Annotated in this window: 11 protein-coding genes and 1 pseudogene; 2 read left to right on the top strand and 10 right to left on the bottom strand. The window is 54.2% G+C overall.

Annotated elements, in window-relative coordinates; all coding sequences use genetic code 11:
• Positions 1-977 precede the first annotated feature (977 nt).
• The 6 genes and pseudogenes from EHV15_RS14730 to EHV15_RS14705 form a co-directional block, all read right to left on the bottom strand.
• On the bottom strand, positions 978-2165 hold the full coding sequence (locus EHV15_RS14730; RefSeq protein ID WP_128631870.1) for a pyridoxal phosphate-dependent aminotransferase: 1188 nt from the start codon (positions 2163-2165) through the stop codon (positions 978-980).
• A gap of 182 nt (positions 2166-2347) precedes the next feature.
• A pseudogene (locus EHV15_RS14725) lies at positions 2348-3280 on the bottom strand (D-alanine--D-alanine ligase); the annotation flags it as partial.
• Positions 3281-3490: 210 nt separating this feature from the next.
• Complete coding sequence (gene pdxR, locus EHV15_RS14720; protein WP_128631868.1) at positions 3491-4963, bottom strand: MocR-like pyridoxine biosynthesis transcription factor PdxR; 1473 nt, start codon at positions 4961-4963, stop codon at positions 3491-3493.
• Positions 4964-5081: 118 nt separating this feature from the next.
• Positions 5082-6962: a molecular chaperone HtpG gene (gene htpG / locus EHV15_RS14715; protein ID WP_128631867.1), complete on the bottom strand. Its 1881-nt coding sequence runs from the start codon at positions 6960-6962 to the stop codon at positions 5082-5084.
• 85 nt (positions 6963-7047) lie between these two features.
• A complete protein-coding gene (locus EHV15_RS14710) occupies positions 7048-8253 on the bottom strand; it encodes a PstS family phosphate ABC transporter substrate-binding protein (protein ID WP_128631866.1) in 1206 nt (401 codons plus the stop codon).
• A gap of 13 nt (positions 8254-8266) precedes the next feature.
• Positions 8267-9553, bottom strand: a complete 1287-nt coding sequence (locus EHV15_RS14705) for a sensor histidine kinase (RefSeq protein WP_128635343.1) — start codon at positions 9551-9553, stop codon at positions 8267-8269.
• Positions 9554-9762: 209 nt separating this feature from the next.
• On the opposite strand from EHV15_RS14705, the gene EHV15_RS14700 reads away from it, so the two are divergent.
• Both EHV15_RS14700 and EHV15_RS14695 read left to right on the top strand, forming a co-directional pair.
• Positions 9763-10416, top strand: a complete 654-nt coding sequence (locus tag EHV15_RS14700) for a YitT family protein (RefSeq protein WP_128631865.1) — start codon at positions 9763-9765, stop codon at positions 10414-10416.
• Between the two features lie 167 nt (positions 10417-10583).
• Entirely contained in the window at positions 10584-12311 is a 1728-nt protein-coding gene (locus EHV15_RS14695) for a cellulase family glycosylhydrolase (RefSeq protein WP_128631864.1), read from the top strand.
• A 305-nt stretch (positions 12312-12616) separates the two neighbouring features.
• Here EHV15_RS14695 and EHV15_RS14690 read toward each other — a convergent pair whose 3' ends face one another.
• From EHV15_RS14690 to EHV15_RS37905, 4 genes are all read right to left on the bottom strand, one after another.
• Positions 12617-13552 (bottom strand): bifunctional helix-turn-helix transcriptional regulator/GNAT family N-acetyltransferase, encoded by a 936-nt coding sequence (locus EHV15_RS14690; RefSeq protein ID WP_128631863.1) that lies wholly within the window; start codon positions 13550-13552, stop codon positions 12617-12619.
• 91 nt (positions 13553-13643) lie between these two features.
• A complete protein-coding gene (locus EHV15_RS14685) occupies positions 13644-14492 on the bottom strand; it encodes a GNAT family N-acetyltransferase (protein ID WP_178075859.1) in 849 nt (282 codons plus the stop codon).
• Positions 14493-14995: 503 nt separating this feature from the next.
• The gene (locus EHV15_RS14680) at positions 14996-15343 is read right to left on the bottom strand and encodes a hypothetical protein (protein ID WP_246061568.1); all 348 of its coding nucleotides are present in this window, start codon (positions 15341-15343) and stop codon (positions 14996-14998) included.
• Positions 15344-15489: 146 nt separating this feature from the next.
• The gene (locus EHV15_RS37905; RefSeq protein ID WP_178075858.1) at positions 15490-20322 is read right to left on the bottom strand and encodes a S8 family serine peptidase; all 4833 of its coding nucleotides are present in this window, start codon (positions 20320-20322) and stop codon (positions 15490-15492) included.
• Positions 20323-20502: the final 180 nt, after the last annotated feature.

The following is a 20502-nucleotide window of genomic DNA, read 5'->3' as shown; positions in this document are numbered from 1 at the left end:
TAGTCGTCGTGGCGCAATATAGCGGAATTTTTGGGCGTTATTTTATCAAGTTGGCCTCCCTGGATCACCTTGAGGCCGGTTTAATAAAAAATAACGCCCTTTTTTTCCGCTAAGCCAGGGAAACCAAACTCTCGGGACATAATAAGGCCATAATTTACCGCTATTTTCCGCCAGCCGAGCCAACTCCGCCATTGTACCGCGAAAAAGTGCGGATTCCACCTTGCTATACTACATAATGTAAAATACTGAGCACTCGACCGGGTGGCAAAAATAGGCATGATCGGCGGCTTGGCTCTGACAATGGATTGCAAATCATACAACTAACTTTATCCCCATCCACCTAATCCCTCGTTTTAATTGCATTTCATGCAACTACATCCCCGCTTTTTTACCTTTCCTTCGAAAACAAGCAGAATAATTGTACAATTTACACTTAATCAAGCACCGTGGCGGCATTTTCGGATCAGTAGCTGTATGTTTTGCAACTATTCCTTCAACCGTTGAGCAAGAGACTTGGGGCAGGGCAGGCACGGTGGGCCATTGAGCGGAACGCTGTACCACACGCATGATGGGTGAACGCTTTGCTACACACTCGATGAGGTGATCACTTTGCCATACGCCTGACGGAATGATCACTTTACCACATGCTTAATGGGATGAACGCTCTGTCACTCGCTCGACGGGGTGATCACTTTGCCATACGCCTGACGGAATGATCACTTTACCACATGCTTAATGGGATGAACGCTCCGTCACTTGCTCAATGGGGTGAACACTCTGTCACTCGCTCGACGGGGTGATCACTTTGCCATACGCTTGATGAAGTGCGCTTTGCCACATTCTTGACGGAGTGATACCTCAGTCACACGCTTGATAAACTGGCGCTGCTTGATAAAGTCGCGCTCTGACACACGCCTGATGGAATGCTCGCTCTGCCACTCGCCTGATGGGGTGCATGCTTTTGCCACCCTACAGCGTCACATCACGCCGGCGCCAAGCGCTAAGCGGCGCATCAGGGGCTCCATCCGCTTAAGCGCCATGTTCAGGCTTTGCGTTCCCGCTGCGTAGGAGAAGCGGATATGCCCTTCGCCGCCAGCGCCAAACACATGGCCGGGGACGGCGGCTACACCCGCTTCCCGGAGCAGCAGCACGGCGAACTCGCCAGAGCCGAGCCCCGTGTGCGCGATGGAAGGAAACGCATAGAAGGCGCCTTGCGGTTCATGGCAAGGGAGGCCGATCTCCCGCAGCCCTTGGACGAAGCTGCACCGGCGCCGGTCAAACGTTTCCTTCATCCGCTCCTTGGCCTCGAGACCGTAGCGCAGCGAGGCGAGCGCGGCCACCTGGCCCAACGTCGGCGCGCACATCGCCGTGTACTGGTGGATTTTCAACATGCTGGCCATGAGGTCACGGTTGCCGCAAGCGGCGTAACCGACACGCCAGCCCGTCATGGCAAACGCTTTGGAAAAGCCGCTGACCACCACCGTGCGTTCCTTCATGCCGGGCAACGAAGCAATGCTGAAGTGTTTGCGGCCGTAAGTCAGCTCAGCGTACACTTCGTCCGAGATGACGATCAGGTCGTTTTTGATCGCCAGCTCCGCGACCGGACGCCAATCCGCTTCCGTCATAATAGCCCCTGTCGGATTTCCCGGGAAATTGACGATCAACACCTTGGAACGAGGCGTGATCCGCTTAGCTAAAGCGGCCGCCGTCAGTTTAAACTCCTGCGCAGCTGTAGTTTCCACCTCGACCACGTTTCCGCCGCATAGTTGGGCGATTGACGAATACGCCACATAGCCGGGGGCCGGAATGAGGATTTCGTCCCCAGGGACTGTGCAGGCGCGAAGCGCCAGATCAACGGCTTCGCTGCTGCCCACGGTTATCATCATTTCGCTTTCCGGTTCATATCCCAGGCCAAAGCTCTCCTTCAAATAACCGGCAAGCGCTTCTCTCAACTCCGGCATACCGCTGTTCGCCGTATACCCCGTCCGCCCTTCGTTCAACGCACGGATGCAAGCTTCACGCACCGGCTCCGGCACGGTAAAATCGGGTTCCCCTACGCCAAGCCGAATCGTATCGGCCCTTTCCCCGCTCAAGTCGAAATATTTCCGGATGCCGGACGGCGGCACCTTCCGTACCTGCGGGGCGATCCAATCCCGGGATGTCATGATACCACCTCCAACCGAACTTTCCCGTCCTCAGGGGACGGCTTCGGCAAACTCACTTCTTCTGACGTTGGTACCGCCTGCTTAACCACTTCTTTCGACGCTGGTGCCGCCTGCTTTACCGCTTCTTTCGACGTTGGTACTGCCTGCATCGGGGCTTCCCCCAACGTCGGCGCAACACCTTTCCGTTCCTGCAACGACAACTCGATGATCCGGTCCAGCAGCTCTGCGTAGGATATCCCGGCCGCCAGCGCGCTTTTGGGCAGCAGGCTGGTTGCTGTCATTCCCGGCAAAGTGTTCACTTCGAGCACATACGGCACGCCGTCCTTCAGGATCATGTCGATTCGCGCATAAACGCCGCACTTCAGAATCCGATTACAGGCGAGCGCCACATCACGCACGCGAGCTTCCACCTCGGAAGGCAAAGTAATCTGATGCTCCTCCGCCCCGCCCACGCTGTATTTGGCGCGATAATCGAACCATGCCGCTTCATTCGCCCGGATTCCCAAAATCGGCAGCAGCTCTCCTCCTAAAACGGAGCAGGTGATTTCCTGGCCGTGAACCATGGATTCGACCACCACCGACCGGTCCCAGCGAAAAGCCTCTTCAAGCGCAAAACCCAGTTTCCCTTCGTCATCAACCCGCCGCACCCCGATACTGGAACCGCCGCTATTGGGTTTCACGAATAAGGGATAGGCCAGCCCCCAAGCCGGATTCCCATTCCCGCGGCTACCGCCGGATTCGACCGTCGCTTCGCACCATGACGAACGCTCAAGACAAACCCATTCCGGCGTAGCGATCCCTTCGGCCCGCAGCAGCCGCTTCGACAAATCCTTATCCATGCATAGGCTGCTGGCCAAAACACCGCTGCCGGAATAAGGAATGCCCAGCGTCTCCAACACGCCCTGCACCGTCCCATCCTCGCCGAAAGCGCCGTGCAGCGCGAGGAGCGCGAAATCAATCCCCTTCACTTTGTCGATCAACTCTTCCCGCCGGGTAATCTCGATCGGCAGCATTTCATATTTGCCGCGGTCCAATTGAGCCGCCATTTCCTTGCCCGTCATCCGCGAAACTTCACGCTCCGAGGAGACGCCACCCATAATGATGCCTACCTTCATACCCTATCGCTCCTTTAATCCTTGACCATTTTACGCCATTTTGACGGACGTTTGATCGACGTTTGCCTGACGTTTGACCGACCGTTTGACCGACGCCTCAATCCCTACCATGCGCCTGCCCTGCATAATCCCGCTATGGGATTGCCCGGGTCGGTCTAATATCGTCATTGACCGGAAGCAAGCTACATCATTCCCGCCGCATCATTCCCGCTACATCATTCCCGCCGCGGTTTCCCCGATCATGCGGATGCCCTTCTCGATATCTTCATCGCTCACCCGCGAAAAACCGATCCGCATCGTATTCCTGCCCCCGCCGTCGGTATAAAACATATCCCCAGGCGTAAAAATCACGCCTTGGCGAGAACACGCCTCAAGCAGCTCCCACACGTCAAACCCTTCCGCGAATTCGACGAACAGGTGCAGCCCGCCGCTTCCGGACAGCCGGGAATACGGGATAAACCGCTCGCAGCATGCTTTTGTCCATTCATATTTCCGTTTATATTCCGCTCGCGCTTTTTTCAAATATTTCTCCAGATGGCCGTTTTGCAAATACTGATAAAGCACCGACTGATCCAGGGTCGAGGTATGGATGCTGCGCGCCCGTTTGACGCTTTCCAGCACATCGACCAGCTCCCGGTCCGCCAGCACCCAGCCGACGCGCATCCCCGGGAACAGCACCTTGGAGAAGCTGCCCAGGTACACCACGCTGTTCCCTTGACCCGCCATGGCGATTAGCGGCGCCACATGCGAGCCGGAATAACGCAATTCCTCGTTGAAGCCGTCTTCGATCACCGGCACCCGGTAACGCGCGAACAACTCCAGCATAGCCAGCCTTTTCTCGGCCGAAGTGACGATCCCGGTCGGATTATGGTAAGAAGGGACCAAATAAGCGCAATCGTACGGCCGCTCGGCCAAAGCTTTTTTCAAGCCTTCCAGGTCCATCCCGTCCTGCTCCATCGGAATGCCCTTAATGTCAAATCCGTGCATCCGCAAATTTTTGATCGCCGTATGATGGGTCGGATTTTCGCTTATAACCGCCCCGCCCGGCTGCCCGCCGAGGGAGGACAACACGATGTCGAGCCCCTCGGTAAAACCGCTGGTGATCAGCATATCCTTCCCCGTCAAATCGACGCCCTTGCGCTCCATATACTGCAGCAAAACGTCGATCAGCGGCTTATAACCTTTGGCGTAACCGTAATTAAGCAGCACGTTGCCTTCAACCGCCATCCGGTCCAAAAAAGCGCGTTTCACGTGATCCAAATCAAACAGCTTCTCATCAGGGGCAATGCTGGTGAACGAAATCGTTCCTTTCTCCGCCCGGATGCCGCGTTTTCGGCGTTTCATATGATCAAGCTCCACCGCCAGCCGCGCCTGGCCGTTCATTCGTTCCGACCAGTCCATCTTCCAGGGCGGCACGCTTTCCGCGGCCGAAGCCAAAGCCGCAGCATCCGGGGCCACGAAACTGCCCTGGCCCGATAAGGCGTAGATGTAGCCTTCTTCCTCCAGGCCCTCATAGGCGGAGATGACGCTGTTGCGGCTGACCGCAAGCAGCCCCGCCAGCTCCCGCGTCGACGGCAGGCGCTGATCCGGCTGCAGCGCTCCTTTGGCAATCAGTCCTTTGATGTAATCTTTCACCTGAACATAGACCGGACGGTCCGCACTCAGCTTCAAATCGTTAAACATCGGTTCATCGCCCCCAACCTCATGATGACATCCTTATCCGAAAAATAAAAGAACCACCGTCCCGCGATTTTGTTCAGGAGGTGGTTCCTTTCCTATCCAATTGGCCGTTCTTACCCCATCAAACCATCACTTTGCAAATATCGTTCGTAAATTCGACCGGATCGGCGATCGGCAAACCTTCGATCAGCAGCGCCTGATTGTACAGCAGGTTCGTGAACAGGCCAAGCTTCTCTTTATCGCTTTCGTAAGCTTTTTGCAGCGACTTAAACACCTCGTGGCCCACGTTGATTTCCAGCACCTTGTCAGCCTTCACAGCTTGCCCGTCCGAGCCCGGCATGGCGCTCAGCACCTTTTCCATCTCAATGGACAGTTCGCCTTCCGTCGACAGGCAGACCGGATGCGATTTCAGCCGTTTTGAAGCTTTGACTTCCTTCACTTTGCCCGAAAGCAGCTCTTTCATCGCGGCAAACAGCTCTTTGTTGTCGTCCGCTTCCGCTTTCTCCTCGGCGGCGTCGGCTTCAATCCCCAGATCGCCGCTCGACACCGATTTGAATTCCTTGTCCTTGTAGCTCATGATCATTTTGATCGCAAATTCGTCGATATCGTCGGTAAAATAAAGAATTTCATAGCCTTTATCCAGCACCAGCTCGGTTTGCGGCAGCTTCTCCAGCCGTTCCACCGATTCGCCGGCCGCGTAGTAAATGTACTTCTGATCCTCCGGCATCCGTGATACGTATTCGTCCAGCGTGACCAGCTTCTTCTCTTTGGAGGAGGTGAACAGCAGCAGATCCTGCAGCACATCCTTATGCATGCCGTACTCGTTGTACACGCCAAACTTCAGCTGGCGGCCAAACGACTCGTAGAACTTCTCATATTTTTCGCGTTCATCCTTAAGTAAGCTTTGCAGTTGGCTTTTGATCTTGCTTTGGATGTTTTTGGCGATCATTTTCAGCTGCCGGTCATGCTGCAGCAGTTCCCGCGAAATGTTCAGCGACAGGTCCTCCGAGTCGACCATCCCTTTGACGAAGCTGAAATAATCCGGCAGCAGGTCGGCGCATTTGTTCATGATCAGCACGCCGTTGGAGTACAGCTCCAGGCCTTTTTCGTACTCCTTGGTGTAGTAGTCGAACGGTGTTTTTTCCGGAATGTACAAAATCGCGTTATACACGACCGCGCCGTCCGCTTTGATATGAATATGCGAGACAGGTTTGTCAAACCCGTAACGTTTCTCCACATAAAAATTTTCGTAATCCTCGTCCGTCAGCTCGGATTTGTTCTTGCGCCAGATCGGCACCATGCTGTTGACGGTTTGCTCTTCCGTGTAATCCTCGAATTCGCCTTCGCTGCCTTCCTTCGGCCGGCTGCTCGTGATGTCCATCTTGATCGGATAGCGGATAAAATCCGAATACTTCTTGATGATCGTTTTCAGGCGGTACTCATCGAGGTATTCGTCGTATTGCTCGTCCTCGGTGTTCTCTTTGATTTTCAAAATAATTTCCGTACCGACCGCATCCTTCTCGCACGGTTCAACAGTGTACCCGTCCGCGCCCTGGGACTCCCACTTATAAGCCTCGTCACTGCCCAGCGCCCGGCTGGTAACGGTGACGACATCCGCCACCATAAACGCCGAATAAAAACCGACGCCGAACTGGCCGATTATGTTATGCCCGTCCTTGATCTCGTTTTCGTTCTTGAACGCGTACGAGCCGCTTTTGGCGATGACGCCGAGGTTGTTTTCCAGTTCGTCCTTGGTCATGCCGATCCCCGTATCGGTGATCGTCAGGGTGCGGGAAGCCTTGTCCGGCTTCAGTTTAATGAAATAGTCGTCCTTGTTGAACACCAGCTTGTCATCCGTCAACGCCCGGTAGTAAATTTTATCGATGGCGTCGCTGGCATTGGAAATGAGCTCCCGCAGAAAAATTTCCTTCTGCGTGTAGATGGAGTTGATCATCATCTCCAGCAATCGTTTGGACTCCGCCTGGAATTGTTGTTTAGCCATGGAAACAGGTCTCCTTTCGTTGAAACAGCCTGATCTCAAAATATTAGCACTCCAAGCACCAGAGTGCTAATTCCTATTTTTTATATTATCGATCCTCATTTTCCATGTCAATATCGGAAGCTGGAGAGATTGGCGTGTACCCGGTTTTCTCGACCAAGGCTTGGCCCTGCGGTGACAAAATCCACTCGATCAGCCGGCTCACGTTCGGATTGTCGCTGCCCGCCGTCACCGCGTAAAACTCCGCGGCCAGCGGGTATTCCCCGCTCCGGATCGTCGTTTTGTCCGGCTTCACTCCATCGATCTCCAGCAGCCGGATTTGCCCGTTTTGCGCCATTTCGGTCGCAAAGAACAAAAAGGAGTATCCGAGGGCGTTCGGATAATTGCGGTAATCGGCCGTTTGCGCGATAATCCCGCCCATCCCCGACACCACGTCTTTCTGCGGGGGCGCCATCAGCTCTTTTCCCTCCATCAGCTTCTGCAGCATCGTTTGGCTCCCGCTGCCCTCCGGCCGCTGGAAAGCGCGGATTTTGCCGCTTCGGCCGCCCACCTCGCTCCAGTCGGTAATCTCCCCGGCGTAAATGGCCTGAATCTGCTGCGTGGACAGTCCCTGCACCGGGTTGTCCGCATGGACGAAAAACACGAAGGCCTCGCGCCCGATCGGCGTCAGCTTCAGCTCAAGCCCTTGTCTTTTTGCCTGGGCCATTTGGAGGCTGGAAGGAGCGGCGGCGAAAATGACGTCAGCCCGCCCGTCCATCAAATTTTTGTAGGCCCCCGGCGTCGTATTCGCCATCACTTCGCTGTCGTAAAGGTCATATTCCTTCCGAGGGTACACCGCCTGCGCAAAAGCCGAATAAAGCGGATAAAGTGCGGTGGCCCCGTCCATTTTCGGCAGGTCTTCAAGCAGCGTCAACGACGAAGGCTCCGCCAACACCGCCACTTCCCCGTTATTTTGAAAAGGCCGGTACTGCTCCAGGTCCACATCCTGATCGCTGACGACGGCGAAGCTGTTGTGATAAGCCTGGTTGATTTCGTACACCGCCACAGCCGCTCCGCACGCCGCAATGCAGCCAAGCAGCACGTAGTTAACCGCACGCACCCGCCCGGGCAGGAACGTTCGCGCAATGACAAACAGAACAAGTATTCCGGTCACCGCCAGCACGAGCGGCGCGTAAAATTTCTGTCCTCCCATAAAAGCGGTAATAAACGCCGCTACCGCACCCACACACAAAATGACGAACACCGCCAGCAAACAGCCTAGTACTTTCAACAAAATCCTCCCGCTTTGTTTCATTATGTTTTCCCCCTTATTGTGCAGCCTCTAAATCCCGTATTGCATAAAGCGGCAGGCTAATCGTAAATTCCGTGCCTTCGCCCCGCTCGCTGCTGACCGCCACCGCTCCTCCCAACGATAATATCGCTTGGTACGAAAATGTTAGCCCAAGGCCGGTTCCGCTCGATTTGGTCGAGAAATAAACGGAGCCCAGGCGCCGGGTCTGTTCCTCCGTCATCCCGATGCCGTTGTCCTTGATGGACAGGATAACCTTCCCCGCATCCGTCTGCAGCTTGAGGATCACCTTGCCCTGCTGATGCGGCGCCTCGGTGCAAGCTTCGACCGCATTTTTGATGAAATTGACGAGCACTTGCTTCATTTTATCGGGATTGGCCATGATCCATAACGGCTCCTCATCCGCGGGATACTCGATCTCCAGCACCACATTGTGCATATTGGCGAACGGATTCATGACATCCCTCGTAATTTGCAGCAGTTCCTGTAAATTGGTAGGCATCTGCTTTTCGGTAATCGGTTTGGAGATCGCAAGATACTCCGATAAAATATATTCCGTACGCCCGATTTCGCTCATGCAAATGTCGATATAACGGTTCGTCTTTTCCCGGTCGGCCGCGCCTTCCCGGATCAGGGTCAAAAAACCTTTGACCGCCGTTAACGGATTGCGCACCTCGTGAACCAGCGATGCCGCGACATGACTGATCGCCCGTACCCGCTCCTGCTGCGCGTAGTTGATATACAACTCCTTGTCGGTGACCGCTTTTTTGAAAAACGTAATCAGCAGCCAGCAGCCGATCGAATTTTGCGCAGGGATGACGAAAATATGAAAAAACAAATGGTTCAAAACCGACTGCGGGTTGTACAAATACACCATACCGACGGGAATCGCCGAAAAAAACAAACCTGCCGCTATAATGACCGGCAGCTTGCGGCTGGTCCGCTGGTAAATCCGGTACAGGACGAGCGAAACCGGGAATGTAATCAGCGTGATAAGCAGCGCAATGAACGTACCGTCACCCCCGAGATATAAGCGGTACAATATAAATTCCGCCAGCAGGATCAAACCGATCTTCAGCCCACCGAAAATCAAGCCGAAAAATATAATGATATATCTAATGTCGTAAGTATATCCGGGTACGGTGCTAAGCCCAAAGGTCATCGATAAGAAAAGGCAAATCATGCTCGTGGCGATGATGAATTTCGGCGTATAGTTTTGCGTGCGGTCGCGATAAAACAAGTTAAACATGACTAAAGGCACATGGGCAAAAAATAGCTGGAGGACAATTTCCTTAAGATAAAGCATCATGCGCATTCACCCTTCGTCGAAAGACATGGTCGGCCCGTCTATTTCACCCTAAAATATTCCATGTCCCTCCGGCAAATCCTCTTTCCTTCCGGGCGTTCTCTCAAGTTTCTTGGTTCGAAAAGAAGGCATGGCCGGTTGTCCCGATGCATAGGTTGTATAAGCAGGACTAGCCTGCGAATCCATTACCTGCAAAAGGATGATTCCCCGTGAACCGCAATCGCCAAGCTTACCGGGCTTTTCTCCTCCGCCGCCTTTTGGAAAAAACATCTCACATCATCGCGGGCTCCCTGATCCAGGGCTGCGCCATGGGTGTTTTCTTGTTTCCGCACTCTATTCCCTCCGGCAGCGGCGCAGGCCTGGCGATGCTGCTGAATCACTGGTTTCATCTGCCGCTGAGCATCGGATTGTGGCTGGTTAACATCTCGTTCCTTTTGTTTGCGGTGCATTACCTGGGCCGGGTCAGCGCGTTCGGCACGATTATGGTCATCACTGCAACCTCGGTTTCCGTCAATTTTTTTGAAGTGTATGTCAAAACGCCTTTCGGCAACTTATGGATCGATTTGCTGGTCGGCTCCGTCATTTTGGGGACCGGAATTTCCATCCTGTTCAGGGAGCGGGTAACGAACGGGGGGATCGGTTTTGTTGCGCTGGCTATCGCGAAATCGCGGAGAATCAATCCCGGGACCTCCCTGTTTATCATAAACGTCCTCATTTTTGCGCTGACCGCGATCGTCATTGATTGGAAGATTATTATCCAAGCACTCCTATGCCAGTGGATATCGACGCGCATCATCAAGTGGCTGCACCGTCCCTCCTTGTTGGGAAGATTGGCTTTCCATTTGGCATGGCGCAAAAAATAATCCGCAGTTCATGTAAAATTATTACATGATTTTATATCCAGTTTTTAGGGTATTTTCCAATTGAGTTTGTATGGTAATTTAGTTTATAGAAAACGTTTTCAAAACTGCCTAATACGGCGGGATCGCGTTTATCGTATTTCACACTTAAAGGAGGTTCCGACATTACTATGCGAAAAAAGAAATTGAAATCCGGTTTGGCGCTCACGCTGGCCGCCGCTCTGCTCATCACCTTGTTTTCCACGGTGGTTGCCGCGGCCGATGATACGGCGGGAAGTCAAACGCAGAGCTCGTCCAACCAGAGCATGCAGGCCTATGCCGAAGCCATGCAGCCGGGATGGAACCTGGGCAACACGCTGGATTCCACAGGCTCCGACGAAACGTCCTGGGGCAACCCCCGCATCACCCGCGAGCTGATTCAGCAAATCGCCGCGCAAGGCTACAAAAGCATCCGGATTCCGGTCACCTGGGACAGCCATATCGGGGAAGCGCCGAACTACACTATCGAGCCGGCTTATCTGGATCGGGTCGAGGAAGTGGTTGACTGGGCGCTGGAGGCCAAGCTGTACGTCATGATCAACGTGCACCACGATTCCTGGACGTGGATTAGCTACATGGAGAAAAACCACGATCAAGTGCTGGCCCGCTACAATGCGGTGTGGACGCAGGTCGCGGAGCGCTTCAAAAACCATTCGGACAAGCTGATGTTCGAAGGCATCAATGAGCCTCGCTTCACCGACGGGGGAACGACCGACCGGGCCAAGCAATACGCGATGCTGAACGAGTTGCTCGTATCTTTTCACCAAATCGTCAGGGATTCCGGCGGCCAAAACGCCACACGCCCGCTGGTGCTGCCGACGAGGGAATCTTCTCCGGCGCAGGACGATTTGAATGAGCTGTACAAAACGATTCAAACGTTAAACGATCCGAATCTGATCGCGACCGTTCATTATTACGGCTTTTGGCCGTTCAGTGTGAACATCGCCGGGTATTACAAATTCGAAAAGGATACGCAGCAGGATATCCTCACGACGTTCGACAACGTCCACAACACGCTGGTCGCCAAAGGCATTCCCGTCATCCTCGGGGAATACGGGCTGCTCGGCTTTGACAAAAACACCAATGTAATCGAACAAGGGGAAAAACTGAAGTTTTTCGAAGCTTTAACCCACTATATCCAGCAGAAAAAGATCACCCATATGCTGTGGGACAACGGGCAGCATTTTAACCGGCATACGTACAAATGGTCCGATGACGAGCTGTTCCAAATCATGAAGGCAAGCTGGAAGAAACGCCCCGCTACCGCGGAAACCGATCTGGTGTATTTGAAAAAAGGCGGACCAATTCAGGACGCCAAGGTCCAGCTTAATCTGAACGGAAATCAGCTTACCGAACTTTTCGCGGACGGGCAAAAATTAAAGAAAGGCGCGGATTACGAGGTAAGCGGCCAGGAACTGACGCTGAAATCCGGCCTGCTCACCCGCCTGACGAACGGCAGCGGCCTGGGGCTGAAAATGGCCTTGTCCGCCCGTTTCAACTACGGTCCGGACTGGCGGCTTAAGGTATATGTGTACGATACGCCGGTGCTGAGCAGCGCGTCGGGAACCACCGAAGCGTTTACGATCCCGGCCGCGTTTAACGGCAATCTTGTGGCGACGATGGAGGCGGTGTATGCCGACGGCAGCAATGCCGGTCCGCAAAACTGGACTTCTTACAAGGAATTCGGCTATACGTTTATGCCCGATTATGAGACAGGCGTCATCAAGCTGCAGCCGGAATTTTGGCGCGAAGTGAACAACGGCGAGGTAACGCTGAAATTCCACTTCTGGAGCGGCGAAATCGTGACCTACAAAGCCGTCAAAAGCGGTACGAGCGTGACGGGGACGAGTGTGAAGTAACGGGGGAGTTCCACGCAATAGTGTCGCACAAAATCTGTAATATGCACACGAAATGCAAAAGTGCAGGCGGTTTTCGCCAAAATGGCCTCCAAATGGCCGATCAAATGCACTTTTACATTTCGCACGCCTCAAAATGGCGATTTACGAAAAATGAGATGTACTTTTGCAGTTGGTTCGCTTCGGTATCGCTCCGGTAACAGTTGGCACGGTCAGTAAATGTATTCTTAAGAGCTGCAAGTTTGGGTTAAGGCGTTCTTCCGTGGTTTTTTTCCGGGAAGAGCGCCTTTTCTTCAACCTTTTGCATTTTATTTAGTCTGAGTCAGCTCATACGTCAATTCAACCAGAGGCTTGCCCCAGTCGTTGCTCGGATGCTCGGCGACTTTGACGAATCCCGCCCGCGTGTACATCCGAATCGCCTGCTGCTGATCCTCCGTCGTTTCCAGGAAGACTTTCGGGTAGCCTTTTTCCCGGCAGTATTTCATCGCTTCGTCCAGCAGCCGGTTGCCGAGTCTGATCCCGCGGTACTGCGGATGCACGACAAACCAGCGCAGCTGGGCTTTGTCCGGCGAATGCTCGACGATGGCGATCGCGCCCACCATGTTGCCGTTCGCTTCCGCCAACCAAAAGCGGTCTTTGCCCGGGCTGTAGTTTTCAAAAAACTCGTAAAACGTTTTGCACACGTATCCCTCAAACCGGTGGTTGTAGCCCCGCTCCTGATAAATCCAACCGTGCAGATGGACCAGATAGCCGGCGTCCCCGGGCCGCAGATCACTGCGGATAACGATTTCCTCACCCGTCAGCACCGGTTTCTCCGACAGCGCCGCTTCAATCGAGCGCATGCCCTCGGTAAGCTGCAATTGCTCCTGCTCCGGCAGACGGCTGATCATTTGATGAATTTGGCCGTCGGACAGCCCGTTAAGCCGGGCCAACGTCTCTTGCCCCTGATCGGTCAGGAAAAGATAATACAGCCGCCCGTCCTCCTTGGACTGCTCTCTGTAGGCGAGGCCCATTTTTTCGAAGCGTTTGATGATCCGGCTTAAATAACCGGGATCGATACTCAGCAGCTCAATCAGCATTTTGGCCGTACAGTTTGGGGTATTGCCGATTTCGTAAAGCACCCGGGCCTCCGACAACGAAAAATCGCTGTTCAGCATGTGCTGATCCAACAGCCCAAGGATATTCGTATAAAACCGGTTAAATCGGCGGACGGCCTGAATGATAGGATGATGGACGGAATTCATGGGTTACCTCCTACAAAAGCCATAGATTAGTAACCCCATCATAAAGCATTCAAGTTGACTCAGTCAACTAATTTGCATTTATCATCAGCAACTACATGGCACCGGCCGGCAAACGATAATAAGGGATCATCAGTGAAGGCACGAATCCCAGCTTCTGGGCCAGCCTGTACGAGCCTTCATTTTCCCGGCGGCAGGACCAGACCGGCTCCAAACCTTGCTGCAGGCAGTAATCGATCAGCGCCGAGCATACGCTGGCCGCAAAACCTCTTCCGCGGTATTTTTCAGCAGTCTCTATGCCGATTTCCAGCTCTTTTTCGGTGATGAACGCGGAAAACGCCGTAGCGGCGATTTCCCCCTCGCAAATCAGGCTGAATCCGATCCCCGTCCGCTCAAACTCCGCTTCGTCCTTCCAGAAAAAACGCGGCACAACAGCCCCCGGAGCCGTAAGGAACATTTCCTTCGTCGTTCTGACGATCTCACAGCCCGCCAAGTTTGCCGGATTCGCGGCAGTCCGGTATTTGTCCCGGTCAAAACGAAAGTTGACCCGCGTATATTCAGCTACCTTAGGAGATGTACTATCGATTTCTTCCTGTAACTCCGCGCGCCTCGCCACCAGCTCCGAGCCGAGCATTTGACGAATCCGCTCGTTCCAATCGGCCGGGTAGGCCTGCAGCCATTCATGGCCGCTGCGCGCCTGGGCTTTGTCCAGTAAATATTGCTGCAGCCACAGGTTGAAGCCGGGCTTGTCCACAGCGCCGAACAACAAGGACATCCCGTAAGGGTGGACAACATAAAATACGCTTGGGCTAACGTCATCGTCGGCGTAAACTTGCCCCGGCGTTTTCCCGTGGATCACGGATTCGGCAAATAAAGTGTTAAACCCCACTTCCCGCAGCGGCTCCTCGGCTTTCTTGTAATCCCGGACGTCAAGCAGAATCATTGGTTTTCCCTCCTGAAACGAAATCCCGCACATGAAGCGCAAACATGCGGAAGTCGCTTTTTATGTGTCATTGTAACGTTGCGGCTGCCTGGCGGACAAGGGATGTTTTCATAAAAAACGCCTAACGGCGTCCTTTAATGGCTCTAACTTCTACTTTGGAGCGATTGGAGGCTCTTCCTAAACTTTGGACGCTGCTCTAACGGACACCAGCGACCTTATCCGCCCATTTCCGGGGTATTTCCCAGCCTAACGGACACAGGCGACCCTATTCGCTCTAAATCCGTTCTTCCAGGACGATTTGAGGTAAATAAGGTCTTCCGTGTCCGTTACATTTTACAATCCTCCGTTTTTTCGCAAATAACGGCTCTAGTGTCCCTTAGCTCCCAGCTTCCTCTTCTCCTCCCTCGGAATTATGTTAAAAAAAGCCCCGCTTGGGCCAAGCGAGGCTTCCATGTCAGAATGTTAAGCAGGCGGTGTGCGGTCGCGTCGTATGTTAATGCCTTTCACTTCTTCTCCACCTGCAGCAAAGTGATGCGTTTCGTCGCGTAAGTGTCCTTGATCCGCTCCTCGGGAATCACGTTCAGCTTAATCAATCCCGCCACCTTTTGCGCATCCGCCTTGGAAATCAACCGCCATACCTCAGGGTCGGGGAGCGCTTCGTACAGCTTTTGGTCGTCGTATTCCTTCCGTTCCTGAAATATCGTCTTCACCCTGTAGTTCCCGACTTCCAGCTCGGCAGCTCCCTGCTCGAGACAATGCTTCAAAATTTCGCTGCGCAGTTCGGCCATTTCCAGCTCCGCCTCTTTTTGCTGCTGCTTTAATTGATAATACCGCTTCACTTTTTTATCCAACCTGCTCACGCTCCTTCTAAGGCATGTATATGAGCGGCCAAGGTGGAATAAGATCATTTCGGTCCGTTAGCGCCGTGAAAAAATCACAGCCGCCGGCACAAACCATCCGGCGGCTGTGTTCTTGAAAACTTGCGCAATCTGAAATTTCACTTCAAATACTGAGTGAAAATGCGGTAGATCACGACCGCCGCTTCAGCGCGGGTGGCCCCTTGCTGCGCGTCAAACTTGCCGGCCGATTTGCCCTTCATCACGCCAAGCTTGGCGACAAGGCCAACCGCTTCCTTGGCCCAGCCCGGAATTTGCGCCTGATCGGTGAAGCCGGAAGGTGCCGATGCCTGTTCTGCCGTCCCCAGGTAAGATAGCGCCTTGGACAAAATGACAGCCATTTCGGCGCGGGTAATCTGCCGGTTTGGCCCAAAGGTGCCGTCTTCATAGCCGGTAACAAAGCCTTTGGCAGCCGCTATGCCAGCCGTCTCCGCGAACCAACTGCCGGCTGGAACGTCGCTGAATTGAACTTTTCCGGCCGCGTCCTCATTCGCTTCCAGCTCCAGCGCCCGAACCAGCAGTGAGACGAATTCGGCGCGGGTGACTTTCGAGGCCGGGGCAAATACGTTTGCGCTCATCCCGGTTACGATGTTTTGGGCCGCCAAAACTTCAATTTCGTTCACCGCCCACGGATAACCCGCCTCGGTTACGTCAGCGAACGAAATTTCTTTGGCTATGAACATGTAACGGCTGGAGCCGCTCAAATGAGCCGCCACTTTATCGTTAACAAGCAGCCCCGCGTGCTGTTCAAGTACGCCTTGGCTACCGAGTTTGAACAGGCTGATCTTTTCCCCGTTTACGCTTCCCGCGTTCAGAGCGCTTAAAGGAACCGAAGCCTTGGCTGGCTGGCGGAAAACCACGTTCTCAATCAGCTTTCCGTCTTTATCCAAAATGGCTAAATCGTAATAAACCCCAAGCGGTTTCAGCTCCGAGCCAAGCTTCAGCCCCTCGATCAACGTGTTCGTGTCGGATTCGGAAGCGGGTGTCACCTGCACAAAAGCCGCCTCCGAAGCCGGGATGGCCCCGGCAGGAATCGTGAGCGTAAAGCCGTTCGGCAAAGTAATAACCGTCGGCTCATCCACTTTGATCGCTTCTTTTACCGCCTCGCTGGGAGTTGTTTGTTTTTGCTGTTCTTGCTGCTTTTGCGTTATTTTTCCGCTGCTTTTCTTTCCGCCGCTGCCGCCCGTACCCGAAGAAACTTCCGTAACAGTAACGCCTACGGTCGCCGTCAAACCTTCATAGGTAATGCCGATGTTGGTTTTGCCGGCTTTATGCGCGGTCACTGTCCCTTTCGACACGGTTACGATTTGCGGATCCTCCGGCGCGTAATAAACCGCATAAGTCACGTCCGTGACCGTCCCGCCGGTGTCCTTATAATTGACGGCCAGTTGGCCGGTCTCCCCGTTTTTTAGAGACAAGCTTTGCGGCGTTACTTGCAGTTCGGCCTGCTCTTCAACCGTCACTTGAGTATTGGAGCCCAACCCCACTGGAATTTCGTTCCCATCCTGGTCGTACAATGCCAGGTTAGCTACCTGGAAAGTATATTGCCCGGCGGGAGCCCCCTGAAACGTAAAGGTAGCCAAAGAACCATCACCGGCATACCCTTGTGCGTCATTCAAGCGCTCCATAAATTCAAATCGGGTTTGACCGTTATCCTGTTCATACACCGCCTTCGACACTGTCAGCGGACGATCCGGGTTTTGCTCGGCCTGGCGGGCGCTAAGCTCAGGGCTTGGCGCAACGCTGACCTGTTCCAATTCACTGCTGTACAGCAAATCGAATTTGGCGGCGTATACAGCCTCCGTAACCGAAAACAGCACATCCAGCTTAAACGGCTTATCCTGCTGTACCCGGGAAGGTTCCACAAAAGGAGTGACGTAACCCGAAAGCTTATAATTAACCACGTGGGCTGGAGTTACCAACCCGTTACCCGCCAAGTCGTATACGTAAACTTCAAACGTATTATTTCCTGGCGTAATCGGGACCTCAATGGTGAAATGGCCCGTGCCGTCAACGGTTCCATCCATCTGTTCCCACTCGCCGTCCCCGTTGCCGTCAAACAAAGCGGCCACACCTATCACATCGCCTACAGCCACCCCGGCCTCGGAGACCAGCAAATCGATCAGCAGATCTTCCGCCACCTGGCCGGAGATCACTCCTTGAAGGCTGGCCGTATCCACCTTAATAGCAGGGTCGCTTAACTGCGATCCCGGGGCCTCCCTATCAACGATGAACACCGCGAGCTGATTCTCCAAAGGCACGGCATCCGCCAAGCTGGTGCCGGCCCAAGGCACCAACAGATAACCGTCATCCGGAAGTTCCGATCCGTCCCAACCGCGAAGCGCATAGCTGCCCGAGGAAACGCCGTCTTCAACTTCAATCAACGAACCAAGCCAAGTGCCGTCCAAGGTGAAAACATCCAGGGAAAAATACTCGGTATATTCATTGACCATAAACGTGATGTCCGTTGTATCGAACTGGCCGTCCCCGTTCGGCGAGAACGGATTCGGAGTTAATGCGAGTTCCGTAACGACATCCACCTGCGGAACTTCGCCGGCGTAAACGGAAACCGGGATATGGATGACGTGACCGCTCGAAGATTCCGTCAGGATCAGTTCGCCTTCATAACGCTGACTAACGGCTTCTTCCGGCACTTCCACCGTTACGGTAAACGATGTTTCCCCGCCCGCCGCAACCGCGGCCCCGGTTTCGGACAAAGTCAAAGCTACGGGAGAATCGCCGCCATACCAATTTGATTCAATAGAATAGTCCGACGCTTCCCCGGCGATATCTTTAACGATGACCTCACGCTGCGCCGATGAACCGTAGCCGACATAACCGAACGAAAGACTGCCCGTATAGTACGGCGTAGGCTCGTTGCCATCGACGGAATCGGTCACGTCTTCGGCCAGCGCCACCGCCTTCGCTTCGACAACCCGGTCCAGGGCGACGCGCCCGGCCCCCTGATCCATATGCGAGTAGCGGTTGCCGCTGCGGTCGGACAACTTAAGCGCATTATTCATCAGCAGCGCTTTGATTTCGTAAGCTCCAAGCTCGGGGTAATGTTGCTTAAGCAGCGCCGCGGCTCCCGCGATATGCGGGGCGGCCATGCTTGTGCCGTTTTGCGCTTCATACCAGCCTTCATAACCCGGCACGCTGGAACGGATGCTAACGCCCGGTGCGGAAATATCCGGCTTGATGTCATAGGAAGGTTTGGACGGACCACGCGAGCTAAAAGCGGCCATAATGTCCTGTTCGACCGTTGAGCCAAACTCCGCCGTAAGCTCCTGCTGATCAAGCGCAGCCTTGATCCGCTCTCCGTCCACCCCGGACAACGCGTATACCGGGATCGTCACGTCGGCGTCACCCAGGGTGCCGCTTTCCAACGCTTCCGGGAGATTGTTGTAGATAATCGCGGCAAGGGCTCCGGAGGCTTGAGCGTTTAACACTTTTTCCGCAAAAGAAATTTCTCCGCGCTTAATAAAAGCGATTTTCCCGCTTAAATCCTTGCCCTCGAAATCGGCTGGTGTGCCTAACCCGGTATCAACGAGCGGATAGGATTCGGTCAGGTTTTCCAGGCCCGCCGATTTATCAAACGTGTCCATATAAAACGCTTCGCCTTCCAGCTCCGCAATTTCCATCACCGGCGTATCAAGCGGAGGTTTGGAAGCGCCGACCGTGATCGCCAATTCCGCGCTGCCCGGATCCCCTACCGTGGCCTCTTCGGGACCGGAGTTGCCGCTGGATACGGCCGCGATAACGCCCGCCTTCATCGCATTGTTGACGGCCACGGAATCCGCCGACTGCTCGTTGTTGGAATCCGAGCCCAGCGACAGGTTGATGACGTCCATCCCATCCTTCACCGCTCGCTCGATCCCGGCGATCACATTCTCCGTCGAACCGCTGCCATACGGACCCAGCACCTTGTACGCATGGATTTCCGCTTCCGGCGCGACGCCTTTGATCCCCGCTTGGTTAGCCGCGCCTGCGCCGCGCCCGGCCACAATCCCGGACACATGGGTGCCGTGCGAGGTCCAATACGGCCTGCCGTCCTCGTTGACCTCCGGAAGCGTCGGATCTTTTTCCCGCGCATTCTCGTAATCTTCCTTGGTCGTTTCGTACGGCTCGTTATCCTCGTTTACGAAATCGTATCCCCAATCGCCGTCCGGAACAGCGGCCGCCAGATCGGGATGATCCTTGGCCACGCCGGTGTCGATGACCCCAACCTTGATCCCTTGGCCTTTAATCCCTTGATCCCAAAAAGCCTCGCTGCCAATAAACGGAACGCTGCCCAAAGGAGCGGACGGGGCCTCTTCTTCGGCGGTGGCGTACACCTCGTTGTTCGGGTACACCGCTTTGACCCCGGGAAGTTCGAGCAGATTTTCCACCTGATTGGCAGGAATCGTTAAAGAAAAACCGTTAAAAATCTCCGAATAAGAGCGGTTGAATTTGGCATTCAATTTGCTGATCGCTTGCTTTTTGAACGTCTGCTGCTCCAAATTTACCGTTTGCTTATGCGCGAACAACGACTTGCTGCTGCGCAGCTTGCTCCCAGCCGCTTCGAACACTTTGACCGGAGCCTCCCGCAATTCTACGATGACGGTAATTCGCTCCGCGCCATCCGATAGAGGCACAAAGTTTTGCGGTTCCGCCGCGGAAGCCGCGGAGGCCTCCTGCCGCTCCAACTGCAATCCTTCGCTGGCCAAAGGCGTTTTTGCCGACTTCGCATTCGCCGGCTCTTTCTTGCTCTGCAGCCGAAAATCCTTTGCCTTGATCGCATCAAGCGCTGCGGGGTCGGCGGGATTCAGCTTGGAAGCGGCGCTCCTCCCCCCTTCCGTCCCCTGCCGGACGTTTCCTTCAGCCCCCGCCATCGGCAGCAGCAGCGAAAACGCCAGCAGGAAGCTTAATAGCCCTGCGACAACTCTCCTGCTCAAACTCTCACTCTCCCTCTCCATATGTAGTTTTCTAGAAGCCGAAACAAGTTGACATATAATATTTATTTTGCAAGTTACAATAAATTCCCATTTTATTTCAGGAAAAGAAAAGTCATTTGCAATAAAAGCCCAGCGAAAAACATAAGGGCAAAAAATGTCGCTATTCCGGCGATACCCGTT

The organism is Paenibacillus oralis (genome assembly GCF_003863965.1).
In the GTDB taxonomy this organism is placed as follows: Bacteria; Bacillota; Bacilli; order Paenibacillales; family Paenibacillaceae; genus Fontibacillus; species Fontibacillus oralis.
This window is presented reverse-complemented; position numbering and strand designations above follow the sequence as displayed.

Excerpts from the sequence above, each read along its gene's own strand:
- EHV15_RS14705 (WP_128635343.1), bottom strand. The coding sequence starts at position 9,553 with ATGCTTTATCTTAAGGAAATTGTCCTCCAGCTATTTTTTGCCCATGTG.
- EHV15_RS14690 (WP_128631863.1), bottom strand. The coding sequence starts at position 13,552 with ATGAATTCCGTCCATCATCCTATCATTCAGGCCGTCCGCCGATTTAAC.
- EHV15_RS14695 (WP_128631864.1), top strand. The coding sequence starts at position 10,584 with ATGCGAAAAAAGAAATTGAAATCCGGTTTGGCGCTCACGCTGGCCGCC.
- htpG (WP_128631867.1), bottom strand. The coding sequence starts at position 6,962 with ATGGCTAAACAACAATTCCAGGCGGAGTCCAAACGATTGCTGGAGATG.
- pdxR (WP_128631868.1), bottom strand. The coding sequence starts at position 4,963 with ATGTTTAACGATTTGAAGCTGAGTGCGGACCGTCCGGTCTATGTTCAG.
- EHV15_RS14685 (WP_178075859.1), bottom strand. The coding sequence starts at position 14,492 with ATGATTCTGCTTGACGTCCGGGATTACAAGAAAGCCGAGGAGCCGCTG.
- EHV15_RS14730 (WP_128631870.1), bottom strand. The coding sequence starts at position 2,165 with ATGACATCCCGGGATTGGATCGCCCCGCAGGTACGGAAGGTGCCGCCG.
- EHV15_RS14710 (WP_128631866.1), bottom strand. The coding sequence starts at position 8,253 with ATGAAACAAAGCGGGAGGATTTTGTTGAAAGTACTAGGCTGTTTGCTG.